This window comes from Gordonia amarae NBRC 15530 (assembly GCF_000241345.1).
Classification (GTDB): domain Bacteria; phylum Actinomycetota; class Actinomycetes; order Mycobacteriales; family Mycobacteriaceae; genus Gordonia; species Gordonia amarae.
Genome location: NZ_BAED01000034.1, coordinates 49940 through 68066, shown reverse-complemented (window position 1 = coordinate 68066; position 18127 = coordinate 49940). Strand labels below are relative to the sequence as shown.

Genomic DNA, 18127 nt, shown 5'->3' with positions numbered 1-18127 from the left:
GTGGTGGTCACCAGCTGGATTTGGCGATGCCGGGCAGTTCTCCCCGGTGTGCGAGTTCGCGAAAACGCACCCGGGACAGTCCGGCCTTGCGCAGGTAGCCGCGGGGCCGGCCGTCGACGGCATCGCGATTGCGCAACCGGGTGGGGCTGGCATCGCGTGGCAGGCGCTGGAGCTTCTGTTGCGCAATCGATTTCCGGCGGGGGTCGGATGCCGGGTCCGCGATGATGCGTTTGAGCTCGGCGCGTCGCCCGGCGTAGCGGGCCACGGTGACACGTCGCTGCTCGTTGCGGACGATCTTGGATTTCTTGGCCATCAGCGGTCCTCCCTGAAATCGACGTGCCGACGGGCGATCGGGTCGTACTTGCGCAGTACGATCCGGTCCGGATCGTTGCGGCGGTTCTTGCGCGTCACGTAGGTGTAGCCGGTATCCGCGGTGGACCGGAGTTTGACGATGGGCCGGATATCGTTGCCGGACATCAGAGTTTCTCCCCCCGGGACCGGATGCGGGCAACCACCGCTTCGATGCCGTCACGGTCGATGGTCTTGATGCCCTTGGCCGACACCCGCAGGGTCACATACCGGTCCTCGGCGGGCAGGTAGTAGCGGCGTCGCTGGATGTTCGGGTTCCAGCGGCGCGTAGTTCGCTTGTGCGAGTGGGACACCTGCTTGCCGAAACCGGGACTGCGTCCGGTGACCTGGCAGTGTGCGGACATGTGACCTCCTCTGGCGAGTTATTGGTAATGATTGGCATTAGTGCCGGATGCACGGTAGCGTCTCCGTCGTGCAAATGGAAATCAAACCCAATAACTCTGGTCCGCGCACGCCGGTGGTGTTGGTCACCGGGCTCGACCGGGGCGCCATCGCGCGGGTGTCCGACGCTGTTGCCGCGGCGACACAGACGGCGACGGGCGCCGCGGTGCCGGTGGTCGGATACGACCTGTCACAACTCGGATCAGGCATGGTGACCCGGACCGTGCGTACCGGCGAGCACACCGTGGTCGGCACCGTCGAACTCGAACACGCGTGTGGGTCCTGCACGGTTCGCGCGGACCTGTTGCCGCTGCTGCGGCAACTTCATCGCCGTGACGGTGTGGCCGCCGTCGTCGTCGCGCTCGATCCTGCACTCGAACCCGAAGCGGTCACCTGGGCTGTCGAGAACGTCGTCGTCACCGGGATGCCCGGATTCGTCGACGCCCCGGCGGCCCACGAGGTGCGGGTGTCGATGACGATTGCGTGTGTGGCGGAGATGGACTGGCTGGAGGCCGCCACGGGCGATATCACGATGGCCGAGGCCGGCCTCGCGGCTGCGGTGAGCGAGGATGAACGCACTCTCGCGCAGGTCGCCGTCGGACAGGTCGAATTCGCCGACGCGCTGATCATCGCCGGTTGCGACGCGGCCGCACGCGATGCCTGGCTCACCGCGCGCACCGCAGCGGTGCTCAAACGCCTCGCGCCGGGGGCCGCGATGGTGATGGAGATACCCCAACGCCCGTTCACCCCGCAGGTCGCGGCCGTACTGCTGGCGGCGATACCCGACGATACCCCGCACGGCCGGATCGCGGGTCCCTTCGATTCGCTGCTGCGTGGCAGCCCGCCGCTGCATGAGGACTGCGGTGTGATGTTGTTCGAGTTCTGGGCGCAACGTCCCTTTCACCCGGGACGGCTGCACGAGGCCGTCGACGAGTTGCTCGACGGCGTGGTTCGTGCGCGCGGAAGGCTTTGGCTGGCAACGCAACCCAACCGCGCGCTGTGGCTGGAGTCGGCCGGTGGTGGGCTGCGTGTGGATGCCGGGGCGCCGTGGCTGGCGGCCATGGACGACGACGAACTCGATACGGCCGAACCCGCACACCGCGCGATGGCGGCGCTGCGCTGGGACGACGAGTACGGCGACCGGCACTCCAGCATTGTGATCCTCGCGTACCGGGCTGATCCCGACCGCATTCGCACCGCGCTGCGCCGCGCCTGCCTCACCGACGACGAGATGGCCCAGGGGCAGGTCCTGTGGATGGCCTACGACGACCCGTTCGGGCTCGAACACGCCGACCCGTGCCGGGAGGACCTCCGCACTCCGGACCAGGCGTCCGACAACTCCATGAAACCGAAAGGGCAACAATGAAATCCGGAATTCACCCCGACTACCGTCACGTCGTGTTCCGCGACGCCACCACCGGCAGGCAGTTCCTGACCCGCTCGACCGCGGCCTCCGAACTGACCGTCGAGTGGCCGGACGGCCGCACCTACCCGCTGATCGTCGTCGACGTCACCAGCGACTCGCATCCCTTCTGGACCGGCAATGCACGGCCGGTCGACAGGGCCGGCCGGGTGGAACGCTTCCGCCGCCGGTACGGTGACCGCACGCGGGCCACCTAGGGCAGGTCTCAGTCCAGCAGCACCGGTGCGGTGGCCATCAGCATCATCACCGACGCCGCGAGCAGAAACCACGAGGCACCCTGCCACACCTGCCAGCGCCCACCGGCACGCCACGTGCGGAAGGTGACCCACAGCGCGCTGAACGCACCGATGAACATGACCGCCGGCGCGGCGGCGATCATCGCCTCGTGCAGCGGGTTCTGGGACAACGCCGCCACGGCGAAGCAGGCCAGCGCGAAGACGACGGTGATGATCCCGTGCCTCACCGCGCGCCGGATGTCGGATCCCGACCCGGTGTGATGCTGCCCTGTGCTCATTGCCTGCTTCCTGAGGGTTGTGTGTCCGGTGAGACCGGTGGGCGGTGTCGCACGATCTGCGGTCCCGCTGTGCGACAGGCGGTCGCTCCCAGGCGATCACCGGTGCGGTGACGGCCCGGCAACGCGGTACCGAACACCAGTCTACGCGGACAAAAAGTGCCCCTGATCAGGACCAACTCCCCTTGGCTCCGGTGTCGGGAGCGGGCATCATGGAAGGGTAGGGCTGAGAATCAACGGAGAGTGAGGCCACACATGAACGCGATCCTCGTCGGCGTCGACGGATCCGAAGCTTCGACGGGCGCGGTGCGCTGGGCGGCACGGACCGCCGAACTCGAAGGTTCCGACCTGAAGATCATCGGGGTCTATGACGTCCGCACGAGCAACTACGCCCCCGGCCTGATCATCCCGCAGGACGTCATCGAGGCGGTCCGTCAGGACGCGTCGGACGCGGTCAACGCCGCCGTGGCGGTCGCTAAGGAAGCCGCTCCGTCGGTCACCGCGCAGGGGTCGATCACCGACGGTGACGCCGCGCATGTGCTGCTCGAACTCGGCAAGGACGCCTCGGCCATCGTGCTGGGCACCCGGCACCTCGGCAGCGTCCGCGGTCTGTTCCTCGGCTCGGTGAGCACCAGCGTCGCCGCGCACGCGCACGGCCGGGTCGGGGTCATCGCGGGCGACGGTGGCGACGGTCCGGTGGTAGTCGGTGTCGATGATTCGCCGGTCAGCGATGCGGCGGTGGCCGAGGCGTTCCGGCAGGCCTCGCTGCGTGGGGTGCCGCTGCTGGCGGTACACACCTGGACCCCGCTCGACGCCGACGCACTGCACGGCTACGGCATCGAGCCCGACGAGATCTCCCGGATGTCCGACGAGGCGCTGGAGGCGCTCGGTGAGCGTCTGGCCGGCTACTCCGCCGACTACCCGGACGTGACCGTTCAGCACGCTGTCCTGCCCGACGAACCGGCCAAGGCCGTGCTCGACGCGGCCGGCGAGGACGCCTCGCTGATCGTCGTCGGCAGCCGTGGCCGCGGTGGTTTCAAGGGCCTGCTGCTCGGCTCCACCAGCCAGAAGGTGCTGCAGGCGGCCGAGGTGCCGGTGCTTGTGGTGCGCGCCTGATCACACCCAATACCGCGCCCGCTAGTCTCGACGCATGGCGAGGCCGAGCGGAAATGAAGTAGCCCAGCGGAACCCGGGCGCGGTGGCAAAGCGCCCGGGTAACGCCGTGGTGAAACAGCCCGGCGACGACGTGTCGCCGCGCCCGGGCGCCGAGGTGTCCGACGCCACCGCCGACAAACCGTTCAAACCCGCCCGGGTGGCGCTGGCCCTCGGCAGTGGTGGCGCCCGCGGCTACGCCCACATCGGGGTGATCGAAGAACTCCGCGACCGCGGCTACGAGATCGTCACGGTGTCCGGATCGTCGATGGGTGCGCTGGTCGGCGGGCTGCATTGTGCGGGCAAACTCGACGAATTCGTTGACTGGGCGTCGTCGCTGACACAGCTCGACCTGGTGAAGCTGATGGACGTGTCGCTGTCCAAATCGGGGGTGATCGGTGCCGAACGGGTGGTGGCCCGGGTCCGCGAGATCCTGGGCGAGGTCACCATAGAGGAACTTGCCACCCCTTTCACCGCGGTGGCCACCGACCTCACCGCCGGCCGTTCGGTCTGGTACCAGCGCGGCAGCCTCGTCGACGCGATCCGCGCCTCCATCGCGATCCCCGGCGTGATCAGCCCGCACTCCTACCAGGGACGCATCCTCGGCGACGGCGGCATCCTCGACCCGCTGCCGGTGGCGCCGACCGTCGCGGTGCCCAGTGATGTGACCGTCGGGGTGATCCTCGGCAACGACTTCAGCCCGGACGAAGGGGCCTCGCGGGGCTCACTGGTCGGGGGTGTGGTGCGCCGCAACGTCGCGCCGCTGCTCGACAACGAGTTCGTCAAAGCGGTCCGGGACCGGTTCGGGGTGGAGTTCCCCGACTACCTCGACAGTTCCGACACCCGGTCGTCCGAGCTCGTACCGACCGACGCCGACGCGGATCCCGAAACCGACCCGGCGCGGGTGCGAATGGGCAAGGTGGAGGTGCTCACCCGCTCGCTCGACATCATGTCGGAGGCGCTCGCCCGCTACCAGACCGCCTCGCATCCGCCCGACCTGCTCATCCGCATCCCGCGAAAAGCCGCTCGCACCTTGGAATTTCACAAGGCCGCGGAGCTGATCGCGATCGGTAGGTCGCTCACGGCGGCCGCGCTGGACCAATTGCCGGAACGGGTCTGAGTGAGACGCATTCCCCGCGGCATCTGGGTGCTGCTGTCGGCCAACGTCGTCATCGCACTCGGATACGGGCTGATCGCTCCCGCCCTGCCCACCTTCGCCCGCAGCTTCGACGTCGGGATCACCGCGGCCTCGGCAGTGGTGTCGGCGTTCGCGGTGATGCGGCTCTTCTTCGCGCCCACGGCCGGCCGGCTGATCTCGGTGGTGGGGGAGCGCCGCGTCTACCTCATCGGGCTGCTCATCGTGGCGGTGAGCACCCTGGCCTGCGCGTTCGCCCAGAACTATTGGCAACTGCTGGTGGTCCGCGGTCTCGGCGGCATCGGGTCGACGATGTTCACGGTGTCGGCGATGGGTCTGCTGATCCGGATGGCACCCGACGACATCCGCGGCCGGGTATCCGGCTACTTCTCGGCGGGCTTCCTGATCGGCAACATCAGCGGACCCCTGATCGGCAGTGCGCTGGTCGGTTTCGGGTTGCGGATGCCGTTCGTGGTGTACGCGATCGCGCTGCTCGTGGCCTCCGCCGTCGTGGCCACCCAACTGCGCGCCGACGGCGAGTCCGCCGGCCCCGGTACGCAGCGCGGCGGCGAGCCGGTGGCGCTGGCGACCGCGTGGCGCAACCGTGCCTACCGCGCGGTGCTCGTGTCCAACTTCGCCAACGGCTGGGCGTCGTTCGGTGTGCGGGTGGCGGTGGTGCCGCTGTTCGTCGTCGACGGTCTGGATGAGGACGCCGCGCTGGCCGGGGTGGTGCTCGCCGCGTACGCCGCCGGAAACGTCGTCGCGATCATGGCCGCCGGCAGGCTGTCGGACTCGCACGGCCGCAAGATCCTGATCCTGCCGGGTCTGCTGGTGGTGTCTGCCGCGACCGCCGCCATGGGGTTCACCACGTCGATCATGGTGACGGTGGCGGTGTCGGCGGTGGCCGGGCTCGGCTCCGGCATGTTCGTGCCCACCCAACAGGCGACGCTGGCCGATGTGCTGGGCAACCGCGTCCGTGGCGGTTCGGCGTTGGCGGCGTTCACGATGGCGTCGGATCTCGGGGCGGTCAGCGGACCGATCGTGGTCGGCTTCATCGCGTCGACAGCCGGGTTCACCACGGCGTTCGCGGTCACCGGCGCGGTGACCGCGGTGGCGCTGCTGATGTGGCTGTTCGCACCCGAGACCGCACCGGTCCGGCTCACCCGCGCGGACGGATCCGGGCCGCAGATCCCGGATCCGGATCTCGGGGCGCCCGACCATAAATAGCTCGCCCCGGCCGTTAGATTTATGTGATGGGTGAATTTGGGGTGACCTCGGAGGTCGGCGGGTTGCGCGCGGTCCTGCTGCACCGGCCGGGTGCCGAACTGAGCCGGCTGACCGAGGCCAACCGCGACCAGCTGCTCTTCGACGTCGTCCCCTCGCTCGGCCAGATGCGTGCCGAACACGATGCGTTCGCGCGGGTGCTGAGCGAGCACGGTGCCGAGGTCCTGCTGCTCGGTGACCTGCTGCCGCAGACCATCGAGCACAGCGGGGCGGCCCGGATCCAGGGGATCTCCGCCGCGGTCAGCGAGCGGCGGCTCGGGCCGCAGCTGGCCGCCGAGGTGTCGGGATACCTGCGGGCGTTGCCGCCCGCCGAGCTGGCGCGAGTGCTGATCGCGGGTCTGTCGTTCGACGAGTTGCCCGCCGGGATCGGCACGTCGGCGACCTCGCTGGTGCGTTTCATGCACGCCGGAACCGATTTCGTGATCGACCCGCTGCCCAACCTGATGTTCACCCGCGACAGTTCGTTCTGGGTCGGTGACCGGTTCGCGATCACCCGGCTCGCCTTCGCCGCCCGCAGCCGGGAGACCTCGCTCACCGATCTCATCTTCGCCCATCATCCGCGGTTCCTCGGCACCCGGCGCGCGTACGAGTCCCGGACCGCCCCGGTCGAGGGCGGCGACGTGCTGCTGCTCGCACCCGGTGTGGTGGCAGTCGGGGTGGGGGAGCGCACCACCCCGGCGGGGGTGGAGGCGTTGGCGCGCAGCCTGTTCCGGGACGAACTGGCGCACACTGTGCTGGCCGTCGGGATCGCCCAGTCGCGGGCCTACATGCACCTGGGCACGATGGCTACGATGGTCGACACCGACGCGATGGTGATGAATCCGCAGGTGCGGCGGGCCGCCACGGTCACGGTCAGCCGCGTCCAGGGTGGCGGTCCCGACGACCTCACCGTCGCCGGTCCGGATGAGTTCGCCGATGTCGCCGCCCGGGCGATGGGGCTGGCGCGGATCCGGGTGATCGAGACCGCGATCAGCGGCCACGACCAGCAGGTGTACGGCGCCGACGGCAGTAACACCCTGGCTGTCGCGCCAGGGGTGGTCGTCGCGTATGCCCACGCCACCGAGACCAACCGCAGACTCCGGGACGCGGGCATAGAGGTGCTGGAGATCGAGGGCAGTGAACTGGGCACGGGCCGCGGCGGTCCGCGCTGCCTGGCGTGCCCGGTCTCGCGCGAGGAACCCATCCGCTGACCAACCCCGGCCGCTGACCGAACCCCGGCCGGTCAACTCCAGCTGGGCAGCCAGATCTGGTTGTGCCACTGCTCCGGTGAGATCGGGCTCGCGGTGAGGATCGGCCACAACCACACGAAGTTCGCGACCACGAGTGCGACATAGAACGACACGACCAGCAGCCCCAGGGTGCGGCGTTCGGTGCGCACCACCGCCGGGGCGCCCGGCTCGTTCCGGGTGCGCACCCGGGCGGCGGCCGACCGCAACAGGTCGCCGCAGCACAGGGCCAGACCCATCACCAGGAACGGTGCCAGCACCGTGGCGTAGAAGAAGTACATCTGGCGGTCGATGGAGGTGAACCACGGCAGGATCCCGGCGAGATAGCCGACCAGGACTGCGCCGTGGGCCCAGTCGCGGCGTGCGATCAGCCGCCACAGCGCCCACAGCAGCATCGGCACCGCGAGCCACCACATGGCCGGTGAACCGATCAGCATCTGCGCGCGGACGCATTCGCCCGCCCCGCAGTGGTCGGGGCCGTTCTCGATGGCGTACAGCATGGGCCGCAGGCTCATCGGCCACGTCCACGGTTTCGACTCCCACGGATGGTGGTTGCCCGCGGCGTTGGTGAGCCCGGCGTGGAACTCGAGGATCCCGGACTCGTAGTACCAGAGCGAACGCCACGCTCCCGGCACCCAGGCGAACGGTCCGCCCGTGCCGATCGTGTTGCCCACCTGGTAGCGGTACACCGCGGTCTCGGAGTTGAACCACGGCACGAAACAGGCCAGGTAGATCAGTACCGGCAGCACGGCCAGGCTCATCCCGGAGGGCAGCACGTCGCGGACGAGGGTGCCCTTCCACGGCCGCCGCACGTGATAGGCCTTGCGGGTGGCGACGTCGAAGGCGACGGCGAGCAGGCCGAAGGCGATCACGTAGTACATGCCCGACCACTTCGTGCCGCACGTCAGACCCAGCATGACGCCGGCGGTGAAGCGGTACCAGCGAAAACCGTAGCGGGGCCCGTACACGCTGTCGTGGATGCGGCCCTCGCGGTACACCCGGTCGATGCGGGCGCGCACCTGATCGCGGTCGGCGATCAGCGCGGTGAACGTGGCGACGATGAACACCGTCTGCAGGATGTCGATCATCCCCATCCGTGACTGCACGAACAGCACGCCGTCACAGATCGCGAACACCCCGGCGATGGCGCCGATCAGCGTCGACCGGGTGAGCCTGCGCGTCACCCGGTAGATCATCACCACGATGGCGATGCCGGCGATCGCGGGCATGATGCGCCAGCCGACGGGCCCGTATCCGAACATCGCCTCACCGGCCGCCAGCAGCCATTTCGAGACGGGCGGGTGCACGACGAGTCCGTAGGCGGGGTTGTCCTCGATCCAGTTGGCACCGGTCAGGACCTGCCAGCCCTGCGGCACGTAATGCTTCTCGTCGAAGACGGGGGTGCCGTGGTCGGTGGGGTGCGACAGATTCCACAGCCGCGTCGCGGCGGCGGCGAGCGCCAGGATCACCCCGACGATCAGGCCCCGGGCGCGGTCGGTGGCGCCGAACACCGGTTCGGGGACGATCGGGCGCGGTGCGGTGCCCAGATCCTCCGAGGCACCGCGCACCTCGAGCAGGCCGGGATTCCCGGCGACGGGCGCCTCCGCGGCCCGCGTTCCGTGGGGGCGCACGGAGCGGTCGGCGGTCAGGGTCACCCGCTCGATGGTAGGGCATCGTCCGGTGTGCCCCGGGTACGGCCGCGACGGGGTGCGGGGCGCGGCTACCCTGATGCGGTGAGCGCGCCCGAGGTTTCCCCAGATGAGAGTGTCCCGGCGGAGAGCACCCCGCCGGGAACCGGCCCGGGCCGTCTCGTGCTGGCCGCGACACCGATGGGGCAGGCCGGTGACGCCTCCGCGCGACTGCGCGATGCGTTGGGGACGGCCGAGGTGGTGGCCGCCGAGGACACCCGCCGCGCCCGCAACCTGGCCGCCTCGCTCGGCGTGCAGATCGCCGGTCGCGTGGTCAGCTACTACGACCATGTGGAGACCGCCCGCACCCCGCAGCTCATCGAGGCCGTCGCCGAGGGCAAGACGGTGCTGCTGATCACCGATGCGGGCATGCCGTCGGTCAGCGATCCCGGCTACACCGTCGTGCGGGCCTGCGTCGACGCCGGCCTGCCGGTGACCTGCCTGCCGGGGCCGTCCGCGGTCACCACGGCGCTGGCGCTGTCGGCGCTGCCCGCCGAACGTTTCTGCTTCGACGGTTTCGCCCCCCGCAAACCGGGGGCCAGGCGATCGTGGCTGACCGAACTGATCAGCCAGCCCCGCACCACCGTGTTCTTCGAGTCACCGCACCGCCTCGCCGACACCCTTCAGATCGCCGCCGAGGTGCTCGGGCCCGACCGGCGGGCGGCGGTGTGCCGGGAGCTGACCAAGACGCATGAGGAGGTGCGGCGCGGCACGCTCGGTGAGCTCGCCGGGTGGGCGGCCGGCGGTGTGCGTGGCGAGATCACCGTCGTCATCGAGGGTGCCGAGGCGGGGTCGGGTGAACCCGATGTGGCGACGCTGGCGGCCGCCGCCGAGGAACTCGCCGCCGGCGGGATGCGCCTCAAGGACGCCTGCGCGCAGGTCTGTGAGGGTCTGGGGGTCTCGCGCCGCGAGGTGTACCAGGCCGTGCTCGACCGCCGAAGTTAGCAGGTTGGCCGGTTAGCCGGTGAGCGCCGGGTCGGTCTCGACGGCGTGCAGGTCGCCCCTGGCGGATTCGACGTTGCCGACCATTCGCAGTTCGACGCCGCGGGCCAGGCGGTAGGGGCGGCTGACCACCAGGGTGCCGATGACCCGCCGCAGCCGCGACATCTCGGCCCGCACCGTTACCAGGTGCTCGGCGTCGCCGAACAGCCGTCGGCTCAGTTCGGCGCCGGTGATACCGCTCTCGCCGGCCTCGGACAGCAGCAGCAGGATCTGCGCGTGCCGCCGGGTGAGCACCGACCGCCAGTCGCCCTCGTCTCCGGTGACCATGATGCTCGGTTCGCCGCGCAGATCGAGCGTGGCCACCACCGGGTGGCCGGGTCCAGACGGCTGCAGTAGCCATCCGCCGGTGACCCGCTGGGCCTCACACACCCCCATGCCGGAGATGAACTGCTTGGCGCCGGCTTCGGGCGGGTCGATGCGGGTCGGTGCGGTGAAGCCGGTCCCGGCGGCCACCCAGCCGTTGTCATCGACCACCACGGCAGGACCGGAGAGGCCGGTGAGCTGGGCGACTGTGCGTCCGCGCAGCTCGGCGAGGTTGCGTTCGTGGGCCATCTCCATCTCACGTTCGCCGAGCGCGGCGAAGGCGGTGACGAGGGCGGTGGTGGCGTGCTGGAGCGCGGTGGACGGGCCGGTGATGGCGACGACACCCACGATGTCACCCGTGGACCGGTCGCGGATCGGGGCGGCGGCGCAGTACACGTCGTGCAGGGCACGGCAGTAGTGTTCGGGGCCGAACACGAGCTGCGGGCGGCCGGTCCGCATCACCATCGTGATCGCGTTGGTGCCCACCGACGACTCATCCCAGCGGGTGCCCTCCAGCAGCCGGATCCCGTCGGCGATCGGCAGCAGGTCGGCCGACGCGTTGCGGTGGATGACCAGGCCGTCGGGATCGACGAGCAGCATGATCAGGTGCGGGTCGGTGACGGCGTCGGAGAACAGTTGCCGCATGCGGTCGATGGCACCGGCCAGTGGGTGGTGGGCCAGTCGTTCGGATACCGTCGCGCGGCTGACCAGCGGTGGGTCGAGCACGTCCGGGTCGATTCCGGCGGCCGCCGATGCCCGCCAGGACGTCAGCAATTCCTCGCGGATGTCGTCCGGTGCGTCTTCGCCGCGGCCGACCACGGCCTCGTGGACGGCCGCGAGCCGGCTGCGTACCTCCACAAGATCTGCGCCCGGCGTGATCAACCCCATAGTGAGCATACTAACGGGTCGGGTGCATCGGGCCGGGGTCTCCGCGGGGGAATTCTGTGGCTCAGCGGGTGAAGGCCGACACTATCGACGACGCCTTGTCCAGGCATTCCTGCCATTCGCGTCCGGGATCGGAGTCGATGGTGATGCCGCCGCCCACTCCGAGCACCGCCGATCCGCCGGGCGTCACGGCGACGGTGCGGATGGCGACGTTCAGGTCGAGGTCCCCGGCCGGTCCCGATTCGCTCGCCTGGCCGGGCCCACTCATCCCGATGGCGCCGCAGTACACCCCGCGCGCGTGCTGCTCCCACCCCGCCAGCAATGACAGAGCACGCAGCTTCGGGGTGCCGGTGACCGAGGCCGGCGGAAACGCCGCGTCGAGCAGGTCGATGGTGGTGACGTGCTCGCCCACCTCCGCGGCCACCGTCGACACCAGATGCCAGACACCCGGGGCGGGGGAGATCCGCAGCAGCGCCGGGACGGTGACACTGCCGATGTCGGCGACGCGCCCGAGGTCGTTGCGGACCAGGTCGACGATCATCACGTTCTCGGCGATGTCCTTCTCCGACGCCGCAAGCGTGGCGGGGTCACCGGTGGCAGGGATGGTGCCCTTGATCGGGGCCGAGGTGACCACACCGCCGGTGCGGCGCAGGAAGGTCTCCGGCGAGAAGCTCGCCACCGCGCCCCACTCACCTTGCAGAAAGGCGGATTTCGCGGGCACGGTGGCCGCGGCCAGGAGTCGGTAGAACACCGACGGCGGGCCGTCGATCTGCCCGGTGAAGCGGGTGCACACGCACGCCTGGTACACCTCGCCCGCGCGGATCGCCTCCAGACAGGATTCGACGGCCGCCAGATGCGGTTCCCGCTCCGGCGGGGTCCACCGCACCCGCGGTGGCTGCGGGACCCCGATCGACCCGGCGGCTGCTATACATTCGGAAACCCATGCCGGACAAGGTGACCCGTCGACGCTGCGGTATTCCCACCGGCCGTCGCGGAGCAGCAGGACGCCGTCGGTCTCCCCACCGGCCACCGCGGGCAACCCGCCGCCGTCCATGACGCCGTCGACAGCACCGGCAGGGGTCGCCGGATACTGGGGAAATCCCAGGTAGCCGAACCAGAATCGCTCGGCCACCGGCGGTGGTGGATGACCGGCGACGATGTCGATCGACGGCGCGATCACCGCGTCCGCGCCCCACCAGTCACCGACCAGCGCCGCCGGCGGCGGCAGGCGATGGGCACCGGTGTATTCGATCAGCGCACCCAGGACCTCCAGCGGTCCCGGAACCTCTTGGGGCACAGGGTCAAGACGTCTCGTACCGGGGGAACACCGGCGACGGCTTGGGCAGCGCCGTGCCCGGGACCAGCCGCGAGGTGACCGCGGTGAACTGCCGGTCGGCACCCACCGCCAGCAGATCGAGGATCGTGCCGCACGAGGTGGGCAGCACCGGCTGCGCCAGGAGGGCGACGATCCGCACCACCTCGGCACACGCGTACAGCACCGTTCCCGTGCGGGCCAGGTCGGTCTTGGCCAGTTTCCACGGTTCCTGCGCCGAGATGTACCGGTTGGTGTCGGCCAGCACCGACCACAGCGCCTCCAGGCCCAGATGGATGGCCTGGGTGTCGAAGTGTCCGCGTACCGCGTCGAGCAGTGCGTCCGCGGAGCCGAGCAGCGCGCGGTCGGCGTCGGTGAACTCACCCGGCTCGGGTACGGCGCCGTCGAAGTACTTGCCGATCATCGACAGCGTGCGCTGGGCCAGATTGCCGAACTCGTTGGCCAGGTCGGCGTTGATGCGGCTGATCATCGCCTCCGCCGAATACGAGCCGTCCTGACCGTAGGACACCTCACGCAGGAAGAAGTAGCGCACCGGGTCCAGACCGAACTGGTCGATCAGGTTCTCCGGGTCCACCACATTGCCCACCGACTTGCTCATCTTTTCGCCCTTGTTGAACAAAAAGCCATGCGCGAACACGCGTTTGGGCAGTTCGATACCCGCGCTGAGCAGGAAGGCCGGCCAGTACACGCAGTGGAACCGGATGATGTCCTTGCCGATGACGTGCAGATCGGCCGGCCAGTACCGGCCGGTGGTGTCCGGGTCGTCCGGGAAACCCACACCCGTGAGGTAGTTGGTGAGCGCGTCGACCCACACGTACATGACGTGACCGGGATGATCGGGCACCGGCACACCCCAGTCGAAGGTGGTCCGGGAGATAGACAGATCGGTGAGTCCGCCCTTGACGAAGCTGATCACCTCGTTGCGGCGCACATCGGGGCCGATGAACTCCGGATGCTCCTCGTACAGCGCGAGCAGGCGGTCCTGGTAGGCCGAGAGCCGGAAGAAGTAGGTCTCCTCCTCGGTCCAGGTCAGCGTGTGCCCGTTGTCGGCGGCCACCCGGTTGCCGTCGTCGTCGACGGTGGTGTCGGCCTCGGCGTAGAAGACCTCATCGCGGACGTCGTACCAGCCCGAATACTTGTCCAGGTAGATGTCACCGGCCTCGGCCATCCGCTTCCAGATGGCCTCAGAGGCGCGTTTGTGGTCCGCGTCGGAGGTGCGGATGAACCGGTCGTAGCTGGAGCCGAGACGATCCTGCAGCGCCTGGAACCGGTCGGAGTTGCGGGTCGCGAGCTCGGCGGTGGCGATGCCCTCGGCCTGCGCGGTCTGCTGCATCTTCTGCCCGTGCACGTCCGTACCGGTCAGAAAGCGCAGGTCGAAGCCGTCGAGGCGCTTGAACCGGGCCAGGGCGTCGGCCGAGATGTACTCGTAGGCATGGCCGATGTGCGGTACGCCGTTGGGATAGGCGATCGCGGTGGTCAGGTAGTACGGACGGCCGCCGCCGTAGGACTCGGCACCGGAGGTCGGGGTGGTGTCTGCAGACATAATGCCGCCAGATTACCGACCCCGCACCGCCGGTGCCTAACGGATCACACGCTGCGCTGGTAGGGCTCGCAGCCGGGTGGAGCCTTGGGCGGGGTGCGGTGCTCGATCTCCGGGATCGGCAACGACACCGGCTGGTCATGCAGCGTGAACTCCTCGCCGTGGTGGGCGAGCTCGATCGGCGGACCCGACAGCAGCCGGTAGGTGGCGTGCCCCTTGTCGATGGCGACGACGATCTTGGAGTCGCGCACCACCATCCTGAACGACAGGTACGTGAGTCGGGTGGGCAGCCGCGGCGCGAACGTGATGTTGCCGCCGAAGTCGCGCATACCGCCGAACCCGGCCACACAGTCGGTCCACGCACCGGCCAGCGCCGCGATGTGCAGGCCGCTGCTGACGTTGTTGTGCAGGTCGTGCAGGTCGGTGAACACCGATTCGGCGAGCAGGTCGTACGCCAGGTCGAGGTAGCCCACCTCGGCCGCGGTGACGGCCTCGCAGCACGCCGACAGCGACGAGTCGCGCACCGTGAGCGGATAGTAGTAGTCGAAGTTCTTGAGCTTCTGCTCGTCGGTGAACTCCTCGCCGAAGGTGTACATCGCGAACACCAGATCGGCCTGCTTGACCACCTGCTTGCGGTACAGGTCGTAGTACGGATAGTTCAGCAGCAGCGGGTATTTGCCCACCGACGCCTCGAAATCCCAGGCGCCGAGCAGGGTGAACGACTCACACTGCTGATGCACCCCGAGCGCCTCGTCGAATGGGATGGTCATCGCGTCCGCGCATGATTCCCAGTGCGCCACTTCGGCATTGGTCACCCCGAGCTGTCCGGCGATGTCGGGGCGCCGGTGCACGATCTCGGCGGCGTCGCGCAGGTTCTGCCGGGCGGCGAGATTGGTGAACACATTGTTGTTGACGATGGCGGTGTACTCGTCGGGTCCGGTCACGCCGTCGATCCGGAACTTGCCGTTGACGTCGTGATGGCCGAGCCCGGCGAACAGCCGCGCCGTCTCCACGAGAAGCTCCACCCCGCACTCGGTTTCGAACTTCTCGTCCTCGGCGGCGCGCAGGTAGCGGGCGGTGGCGTTGGCGATGTCGGCGGACACGTGCACACCGGCGGTGCCCGCCGGCCAGTAGCCCGAACATTCGTCGCCGTTGATGGACCGCCACGGGAACATCGCACCGCGCTGGCCGAGTTCGGCGGCGCGGGCCTTGGCCTTGTCCATCGTCGCGTGTCGCCAGCGCAACTCCTCACCGGCCGCGGCGGGCGCGGTGTAGGTGAGCATCGGCAGGATGAAACTCTCGGTGTCCCAGAAGGTGTGGCCGTCGTAGCCGGGACCGGTGAGGCCCTTGGCGGGGATGGCCCGGGACTGTCCGCGGGCACCGGCCTGCAATACGTGGAACAGCGAGAAGCGCACGGCCTGCTGCAGTTCGGCGTCACCGTCGAGCTCGATGTCGGCGTCGCGCCAGAAGTCATCCAGGTAGGCCACCTGCTCGGCTTTCAGTGCCTCCCAGCCGATTTCCATCGCCATCGCCAGCGCGGCGTCGACCTGGGCGCGCAGCGCGGGCACCGAACGCCGGGCCGACCAGCCGTAGCCGATGTACTTGGTCAGCGACAGCTTGGTGCCCTGCGGCACGTTGGCGGCGGCGGTGAGCCGGGCCAGGTCGCCGTCGGCGCGGATGAACGCGTCGAACTTGTCCGGGAAGTCGATCTCGTGATCCATGCCCGCGGCCATGTGCAGGTTGGAGTTCTTGGTGTGGTGCACCAGGATCGACCAGTAGTTGCGGCAGGCGGCCAGGTCCGCCACCAGCGGGGCGTCGAGTGCGGCGGCCAGGCGCGGATCGTTGCCGGGGGTGGGCACCGGCTCGTTGGCGAGCAGGTCGGACTGCAGTACCAGCTTCATGTCCTCGCCGATCGGCTCCACCTCGTAGTGGATGGCGGCGATGGTGCGCTTGGTGAACGACACCAGGCGCTCGGACTTGATCCGCACGGTGTGTCCGGTGGGAGAGGTCCACAGGGTGGAGCGGCGCAGCGTGCCGGTGCGGAAGTCGAGGGTGCGTTCGTGCTCCTCGGTGCGCCCGTAGCGCAGGTCCATCGGCTCGTCCTCGACGAGCAGCCGGATGATCTTGCCGTCGGTCACATTCACCACGGTTTGTCCGGATTCGGGGTAGCCGTAACCGCTTTCGGCGTACGGCAGGCCGCGACCCTCGTAGAAGCCGTTCAGGTAGGTACCCGGGTGGTCGACCGGTTCGCCCTCCTCGAAGGTGCCGCGCAGGCCGATGTGGCCGTTGGACAGCGCGAACAGGGTCTCGGTCTTCTTCAGCGCGTCGGTGTCCAGGCCGCTCCAGCGCAGCCGCCACGGGTGGACCTCGAAGCCATAGGTGTGATCGTGAAGAGTCATGCCGGCACCAGCTCGTCCAGGTCGGCGACCACGACGCTCGCGCCGGCGGCGCGCATCGCCTCGGTCTGCTCGCCGTCGTGTCGGTCGATGGCCACGATGTAGCCGAAATTGCCTGCGGCGGCTGCCGTTACACCGGAGATGGCGTCCTCGAAGACTGCCGCGTGGGCGGGTTCGACGCCCATCAGCCGGGCGCCGAGCAGGAACGAGTCGGGTGCGGGCTTCCCGTTCAGTCCGCGGGCGACGACGTCGAGTCCGTCGACGCGGATCTCGACGTACTTGGACAGGTCGGCTGCCTCGAGCACGGCTTCTCCATTCTTTGACGAGGTGACAACGGCGATACGCAGACCGGCCGCTTTCGCGGCCTCCAGATAGCGGACCGATCCCGGATAGGGGGTGACCCCTTCGGATTCGAGGGCGGTCAGGAACATCTCGTTCTTACCGGTGCCGATCTCCTCCACCGTCGCCTCGTCGACGTCGGTGATGCCGCGGGAGGCGAGGAAGGTGCGCACACCGTCGGTGCGGGGTCTGCCGTCGACGTAGTCGAGATAGTCCTGCGCGGTGAACTCGGCGAAGCCCTCCGGGTCGCGCTCGCGCAGGTAGGCGTCAAAGGCCCGCTTCCAGGCGCTGCGGTGCAATACCGCTGTCGACGTCAACACCCCGTCGAGGTCGAAGAGCGCGACCGTCACTGTCTCTGGCAATCCCAACACCGGGCCAACGCTACCTGTACCGGGCCGGTTCGGCGCGGGAAGCGGCCGGGACCCGACCATCTGGCTCAGGCCGGTGCGCGTTCGGTGCGGGACTGCTCGTCGAAGAAGCCGATCGATTCGAGCTGGGCGATCAACCGGTCGCGGGCATCGGTGAAGCCCTGATGGATCTCGGTGCGGATGGCCTCGGTGTCGCGGCGGCGCAGGTGGCCCACCAGCCGCCGGTGACTGGCGGCGGCCTGCCTGCGCCATTCGGGATCGCGGGCGTACAGCTCGTGCGGGTTGTACTTGCTGGCGGCGTGGACGAACCAGGCGAGCTTCTTGCTGTTGCCGGCCAGGTTGATCTCGCGGTGGAAGGCGAACTCGGTGTGCAGCACGCGCCGCTGGTCCCCGGCGGCGACGGCGGCGTCGAACTCGTCCACCAGACCGCTGAGGGTGGCCAGGTGGGCGGGCAGGTCGGGGTTGCTCACCGCGTTGGTCGCCAGCCGCGCCGACAGTTCGGCCTGCATCCAGAAGATGTCGACGATGTCGCCGCGGTCGAGCGGTTCGACGATGAAACCGCGGTGCGGGGACGACCGGACCAGCCCCTCGCCCCGCAGCGTCACCAGTGCCTCCCGGACGGGTGTCGCGCTGCATCCCAGCGCCGACGCCGTCTCGTCGAGCCGGACGAAGTCGCCCGGGCGCAGGTCTCCGGTCATGATCCGGTTCCGCAACACGGTGGCGACCTCGTCGGTCAATTGTGTGCGGCGAAGGCTCTGCGCTGTCATCTGTGAATCCACCTGCGGTATCGAT

General features: G+C 69.2%; 18 protein-coding genes. 7 read left to right on the top strand and 11 right to left on the bottom strand.

Annotation, left to right across the window (positions count from 1 at the left end; genetic code table 11):
- Window positions 1-7: 7 nt before the first annotated feature.
- Genes rpsN through rpmB form a run of 3 tightly spaced genes read right to left on the bottom strand, consistent with a single transcriptional unit; the run spans window position 8 to window position 713 of the window.
- Window positions 8-313, bottom strand: a complete 306-nt coding sequence (rpsN, locus tag GOAMR_RS09775) for a 30S ribosomal protein S14 (RefSeq protein ID WP_005186402.1) — start codon at window positions 311-313, stop codon at window positions 8-10.
- Complete coding sequence (gene rpmG, locus GOAMR_RS09770; RefSeq protein ID WP_005186399.1) at window positions 313-477, bottom strand: 50S ribosomal protein L33; 165 nt, start codon at window positions 475-477, stop codon at window positions 313-315. The genes rpsN and rpmG overlap by 1 nt, the downstream gene beginning before the upstream one ends.
- A complete protein-coding gene (gene rpmB, locus GOAMR_RS09765; RefSeq protein WP_005186395.1) occupies window positions 477-713 on the bottom strand; it encodes a 50S ribosomal protein L28 in 237 nt (78 codons plus the stop codon). Before rpmB ends, rpmG begins: the two co-directional genes overlap by 1 nt.
- Window positions 714-787: 74 nt before the next feature.
- Between rpmB and mrf the strand changes: the two genes are divergently transcribed.
- On the top strand, window positions 788-2116 hold the full coding sequence (mrf, locus tag GOAMR_RS09760; RefSeq protein ID WP_040514858.1) for a ribosome hibernation factor-recruiting GTPase MRF: 1329 nt from the start codon (window positions 788-790) through the stop codon (window positions 2114-2116).
- Window positions 2113-2370, top strand: coding sequence for a type B 50S ribosomal protein L31 (locus tag GOAMR_RS09755; protein WP_005186391.1), 258 nt, complete (start codon window positions 2113-2115; stop codon window positions 2368-2370). The genes mrf and GOAMR_RS09755 overlap by 4 nt, the downstream gene beginning before the upstream one ends.
- Before the next feature lie 8 nt (window positions 2371-2378).
- Here the strand turns inward: GOAMR_RS09755 and GOAMR_RS09750 are convergent, their stop codons facing one another.
- Window positions 2379-2687: a hypothetical protein gene (locus GOAMR_RS09750; protein ID WP_005186389.1), complete on the bottom strand. Its 309-nt coding sequence runs from the start codon at window positions 2685-2687 to the stop codon at window positions 2379-2381.
- Between the two features lie 252 nt (window positions 2688-2939).
- Here GOAMR_RS09750 and GOAMR_RS09745 point away from each other — a divergent pair, with 252 nt between their 5' ends.
- The 4 genes from GOAMR_RS09745 to GOAMR_RS09730 all read left to right on the top strand — a co-directional run bounded on the left by GOAMR_RS09745 (window position 2940) and on the right by GOAMR_RS09730 (window position 7445).
- Entirely contained in the window at window positions 2940-3800 is an 861-nt protein-coding gene (locus GOAMR_RS09745) for a universal stress protein (protein WP_005186386.1), read from the top strand.
- A 130-nt stretch (window positions 3801-3930) separates the two neighbouring features.
- Complete coding sequence (locus GOAMR_RS09740; protein WP_373278772.1) at window positions 3931-4956, top strand: patatin-like phospholipase family protein; 1026 nt, start codon at window positions 3931-3933, stop codon at window positions 4954-4956.
- The gene (locus tag GOAMR_RS09735; protein ID WP_005186379.1) at window positions 4957-6198 is read left to right on the top strand and encodes an MFS transporter; all 1242 of its coding nucleotides are present in this window, start codon (window positions 4957-4959) and stop codon (window positions 6196-6198) included.
- Between the two features lie 26 nt (window positions 6199-6224).
- A complete protein-coding gene (locus GOAMR_RS09730) occupies window positions 6225-7445 on the top strand; it encodes an arginine deiminase (RefSeq protein ID WP_005186377.1) in 1221 nt (406 codons plus the stop codon).
- 32 nt (window positions 7446-7477) lie between these two features.
- On the opposite strand, the gene GOAMR_RS09725 is transcribed toward GOAMR_RS09730, so the two are convergent.
- On the bottom strand, window positions 7478-9049 hold the full coding sequence (locus tag GOAMR_RS09725; RefSeq protein ID WP_040514892.1) for a dolichyl-phosphate-mannose--protein mannosyltransferase: 1572 nt from the start codon (window positions 9047-9049) through the stop codon (window positions 7478-7480).
- A 261-nt stretch (window positions 9050-9310) separates the two neighbouring features.
- Between GOAMR_RS09725 and rsmI the strand changes: the two genes are divergently transcribed.
- Complete coding sequence (rsmI, locus tag GOAMR_RS09720; RefSeq protein WP_040514891.1) at window positions 9311-10114, top strand: 16S rRNA (cytidine(1402)-2'-O)-methyltransferase; 804 nt, start codon at window positions 9311-9313, stop codon at window positions 10112-10114.
- 12 nt (window positions 10115-10126) lie between these two features.
- Here rsmI and GOAMR_RS09715 read toward each other — a convergent pair whose 3' ends face one another.
- The 6 genes from GOAMR_RS09715 to GOAMR_RS09690 all read right to left on the bottom strand — a co-directional run bounded on the left by GOAMR_RS09715 (window position 10127) and on the right by GOAMR_RS09690 (window position 18102).
- A complete protein-coding gene (locus GOAMR_RS09715; RefSeq protein ID WP_005186368.1) occupies window positions 10127-11362 on the bottom strand; it encodes a helix-turn-helix domain-containing protein in 1236 nt (411 codons plus the stop codon).
- A gap of 61 nt (window positions 11363-11423) precedes the next feature.
- Window positions 11424-12656 (bottom strand): aminodeoxychorismate synthase component I, encoded by a 1233-nt coding sequence (locus GOAMR_RS09710; RefSeq protein WP_005186365.1) that lies wholly within the window; start codon window positions 12654-12656, stop codon window positions 11424-11426.
- A 4-nt stretch (window positions 12657-12660) separates the two neighbouring features.
- Window positions 12661-14235, bottom strand: a complete 1575-nt coding sequence (metG, locus tag GOAMR_RS09705; RefSeq protein WP_005186361.1) for a methionine--tRNA ligase — start codon at window positions 14233-14235, stop codon at window positions 12661-12663.
- A 44-nt stretch (window positions 14236-14279) separates the two neighbouring features.
- Complete coding sequence (locus GOAMR_RS09700; RefSeq protein WP_005186358.1) at window positions 14280-16631, bottom strand: glycoside hydrolase family 65 protein; 2352 nt, start codon at window positions 16629-16631, stop codon at window positions 14280-14282.
- Window positions 16628-17338 carry an HAD family hydrolase gene (locus GOAMR_RS09695; protein ID WP_040514857.1) on the bottom strand — a complete coding sequence of 237 codons (711 nt, stop codon included), beginning with the start codon at window positions 17336-17338 and terminating at the stop codon, window positions 16628-16630. The genes GOAMR_RS09700 and GOAMR_RS09695 overlap by 4 nt, the downstream gene beginning before the upstream one ends.
- A 65-nt stretch (window positions 17339-17403) precedes the next feature.
- The gene (locus GOAMR_RS09690; RefSeq protein WP_040514856.1) at window positions 17404-18102 is read right to left on the bottom strand and encodes a GntR family transcriptional regulator; all 699 of its coding nucleotides are present in this window, start codon (window positions 18100-18102) and stop codon (window positions 17404-17406) included.
- Window positions 18103-18127 lie beyond the last annotated feature (25 nt).

Excerpts from the sequence above, each read along its gene's own strand:
- rpsN (WP_005186402.1), bottom strand. The coding sequence starts at position 313 with ATGGCCAAGAAATCCAAGATCGTCCGCAACGAGCAGCGACGTGTCACC.
- rpmG (WP_005186399.1), bottom strand. The coding sequence starts at position 477 with ATGTCCGGCAACGATATCCGGCCCATCGTCAAACTCCGGTCCACCGCG.
- rpmB (WP_005186395.1), bottom strand. The coding sequence starts at position 713 with ATGTCCGCACACTGCCAGGTCACCGGACGCAGTCCCGGTTTCGGCAAG.
- mrf (WP_040514858.1), top strand. The coding sequence starts at position 788 with ATGGAAATCAAACCCAATAACTCTGGTCCGCGCACGCCGGTGGTGTTG.
- GOAMR_RS09755 (WP_005186391.1), top strand. The coding sequence starts at position 2,113 with ATGAAATCCGGAATTCACCCCGACTACCGTCACGTCGTGTTCCGCGAC.
- GOAMR_RS09750 (WP_005186389.1), bottom strand. The coding sequence starts at position 2,687 with ATGAGCACAGGGCAGCATCACACCGGGTCGGGATCCGACATCCGGCGC.
- GOAMR_RS09745 (WP_005186386.1), top strand. The coding sequence starts at position 2,940 with ATGAACGCGATCCTCGTCGGCGTCGACGGATCCGAAGCTTCGACGGGC.
- GOAMR_RS09730 (WP_005186377.1), top strand. The coding sequence starts at position 6,225 with ATGGGTGAATTTGGGGTGACCTCGGAGGTCGGCGGGTTGCGCGCGGTC.
- rsmI (WP_040514891.1), top strand. The coding sequence starts at position 9,311 with ATGGGGCAGGCCGGTGACGCCTCCGCGCGACTGCGCGATGCGTTGGGG.
- GOAMR_RS09715 (WP_005186368.1), bottom strand. The coding sequence starts at position 11,362 with ATGGGGTTGATCACGCCGGGCGCAGATCTTGTGGAGGTACGCAGCCGG.
- metG (WP_005186361.1), bottom strand. The coding sequence starts at position 14,235 with ATGTCTGCAGACACCACCCCGACCTCCGGTGCCGAGTCCTACGGCGGC.
- GOAMR_RS09700 (WP_005186358.1), bottom strand. The coding sequence starts at position 16,631 with ATGACTCTTCACGATCACACCTATGGCTTCGAGGTCCACCCGTGGCGG.
- GOAMR_RS09690 (WP_040514856.1), bottom strand. The coding sequence starts at position 18,102 with ATGACAGCGCAGAGCCTTCGCCGCACACAATTGACCGACGAGGTCGCC.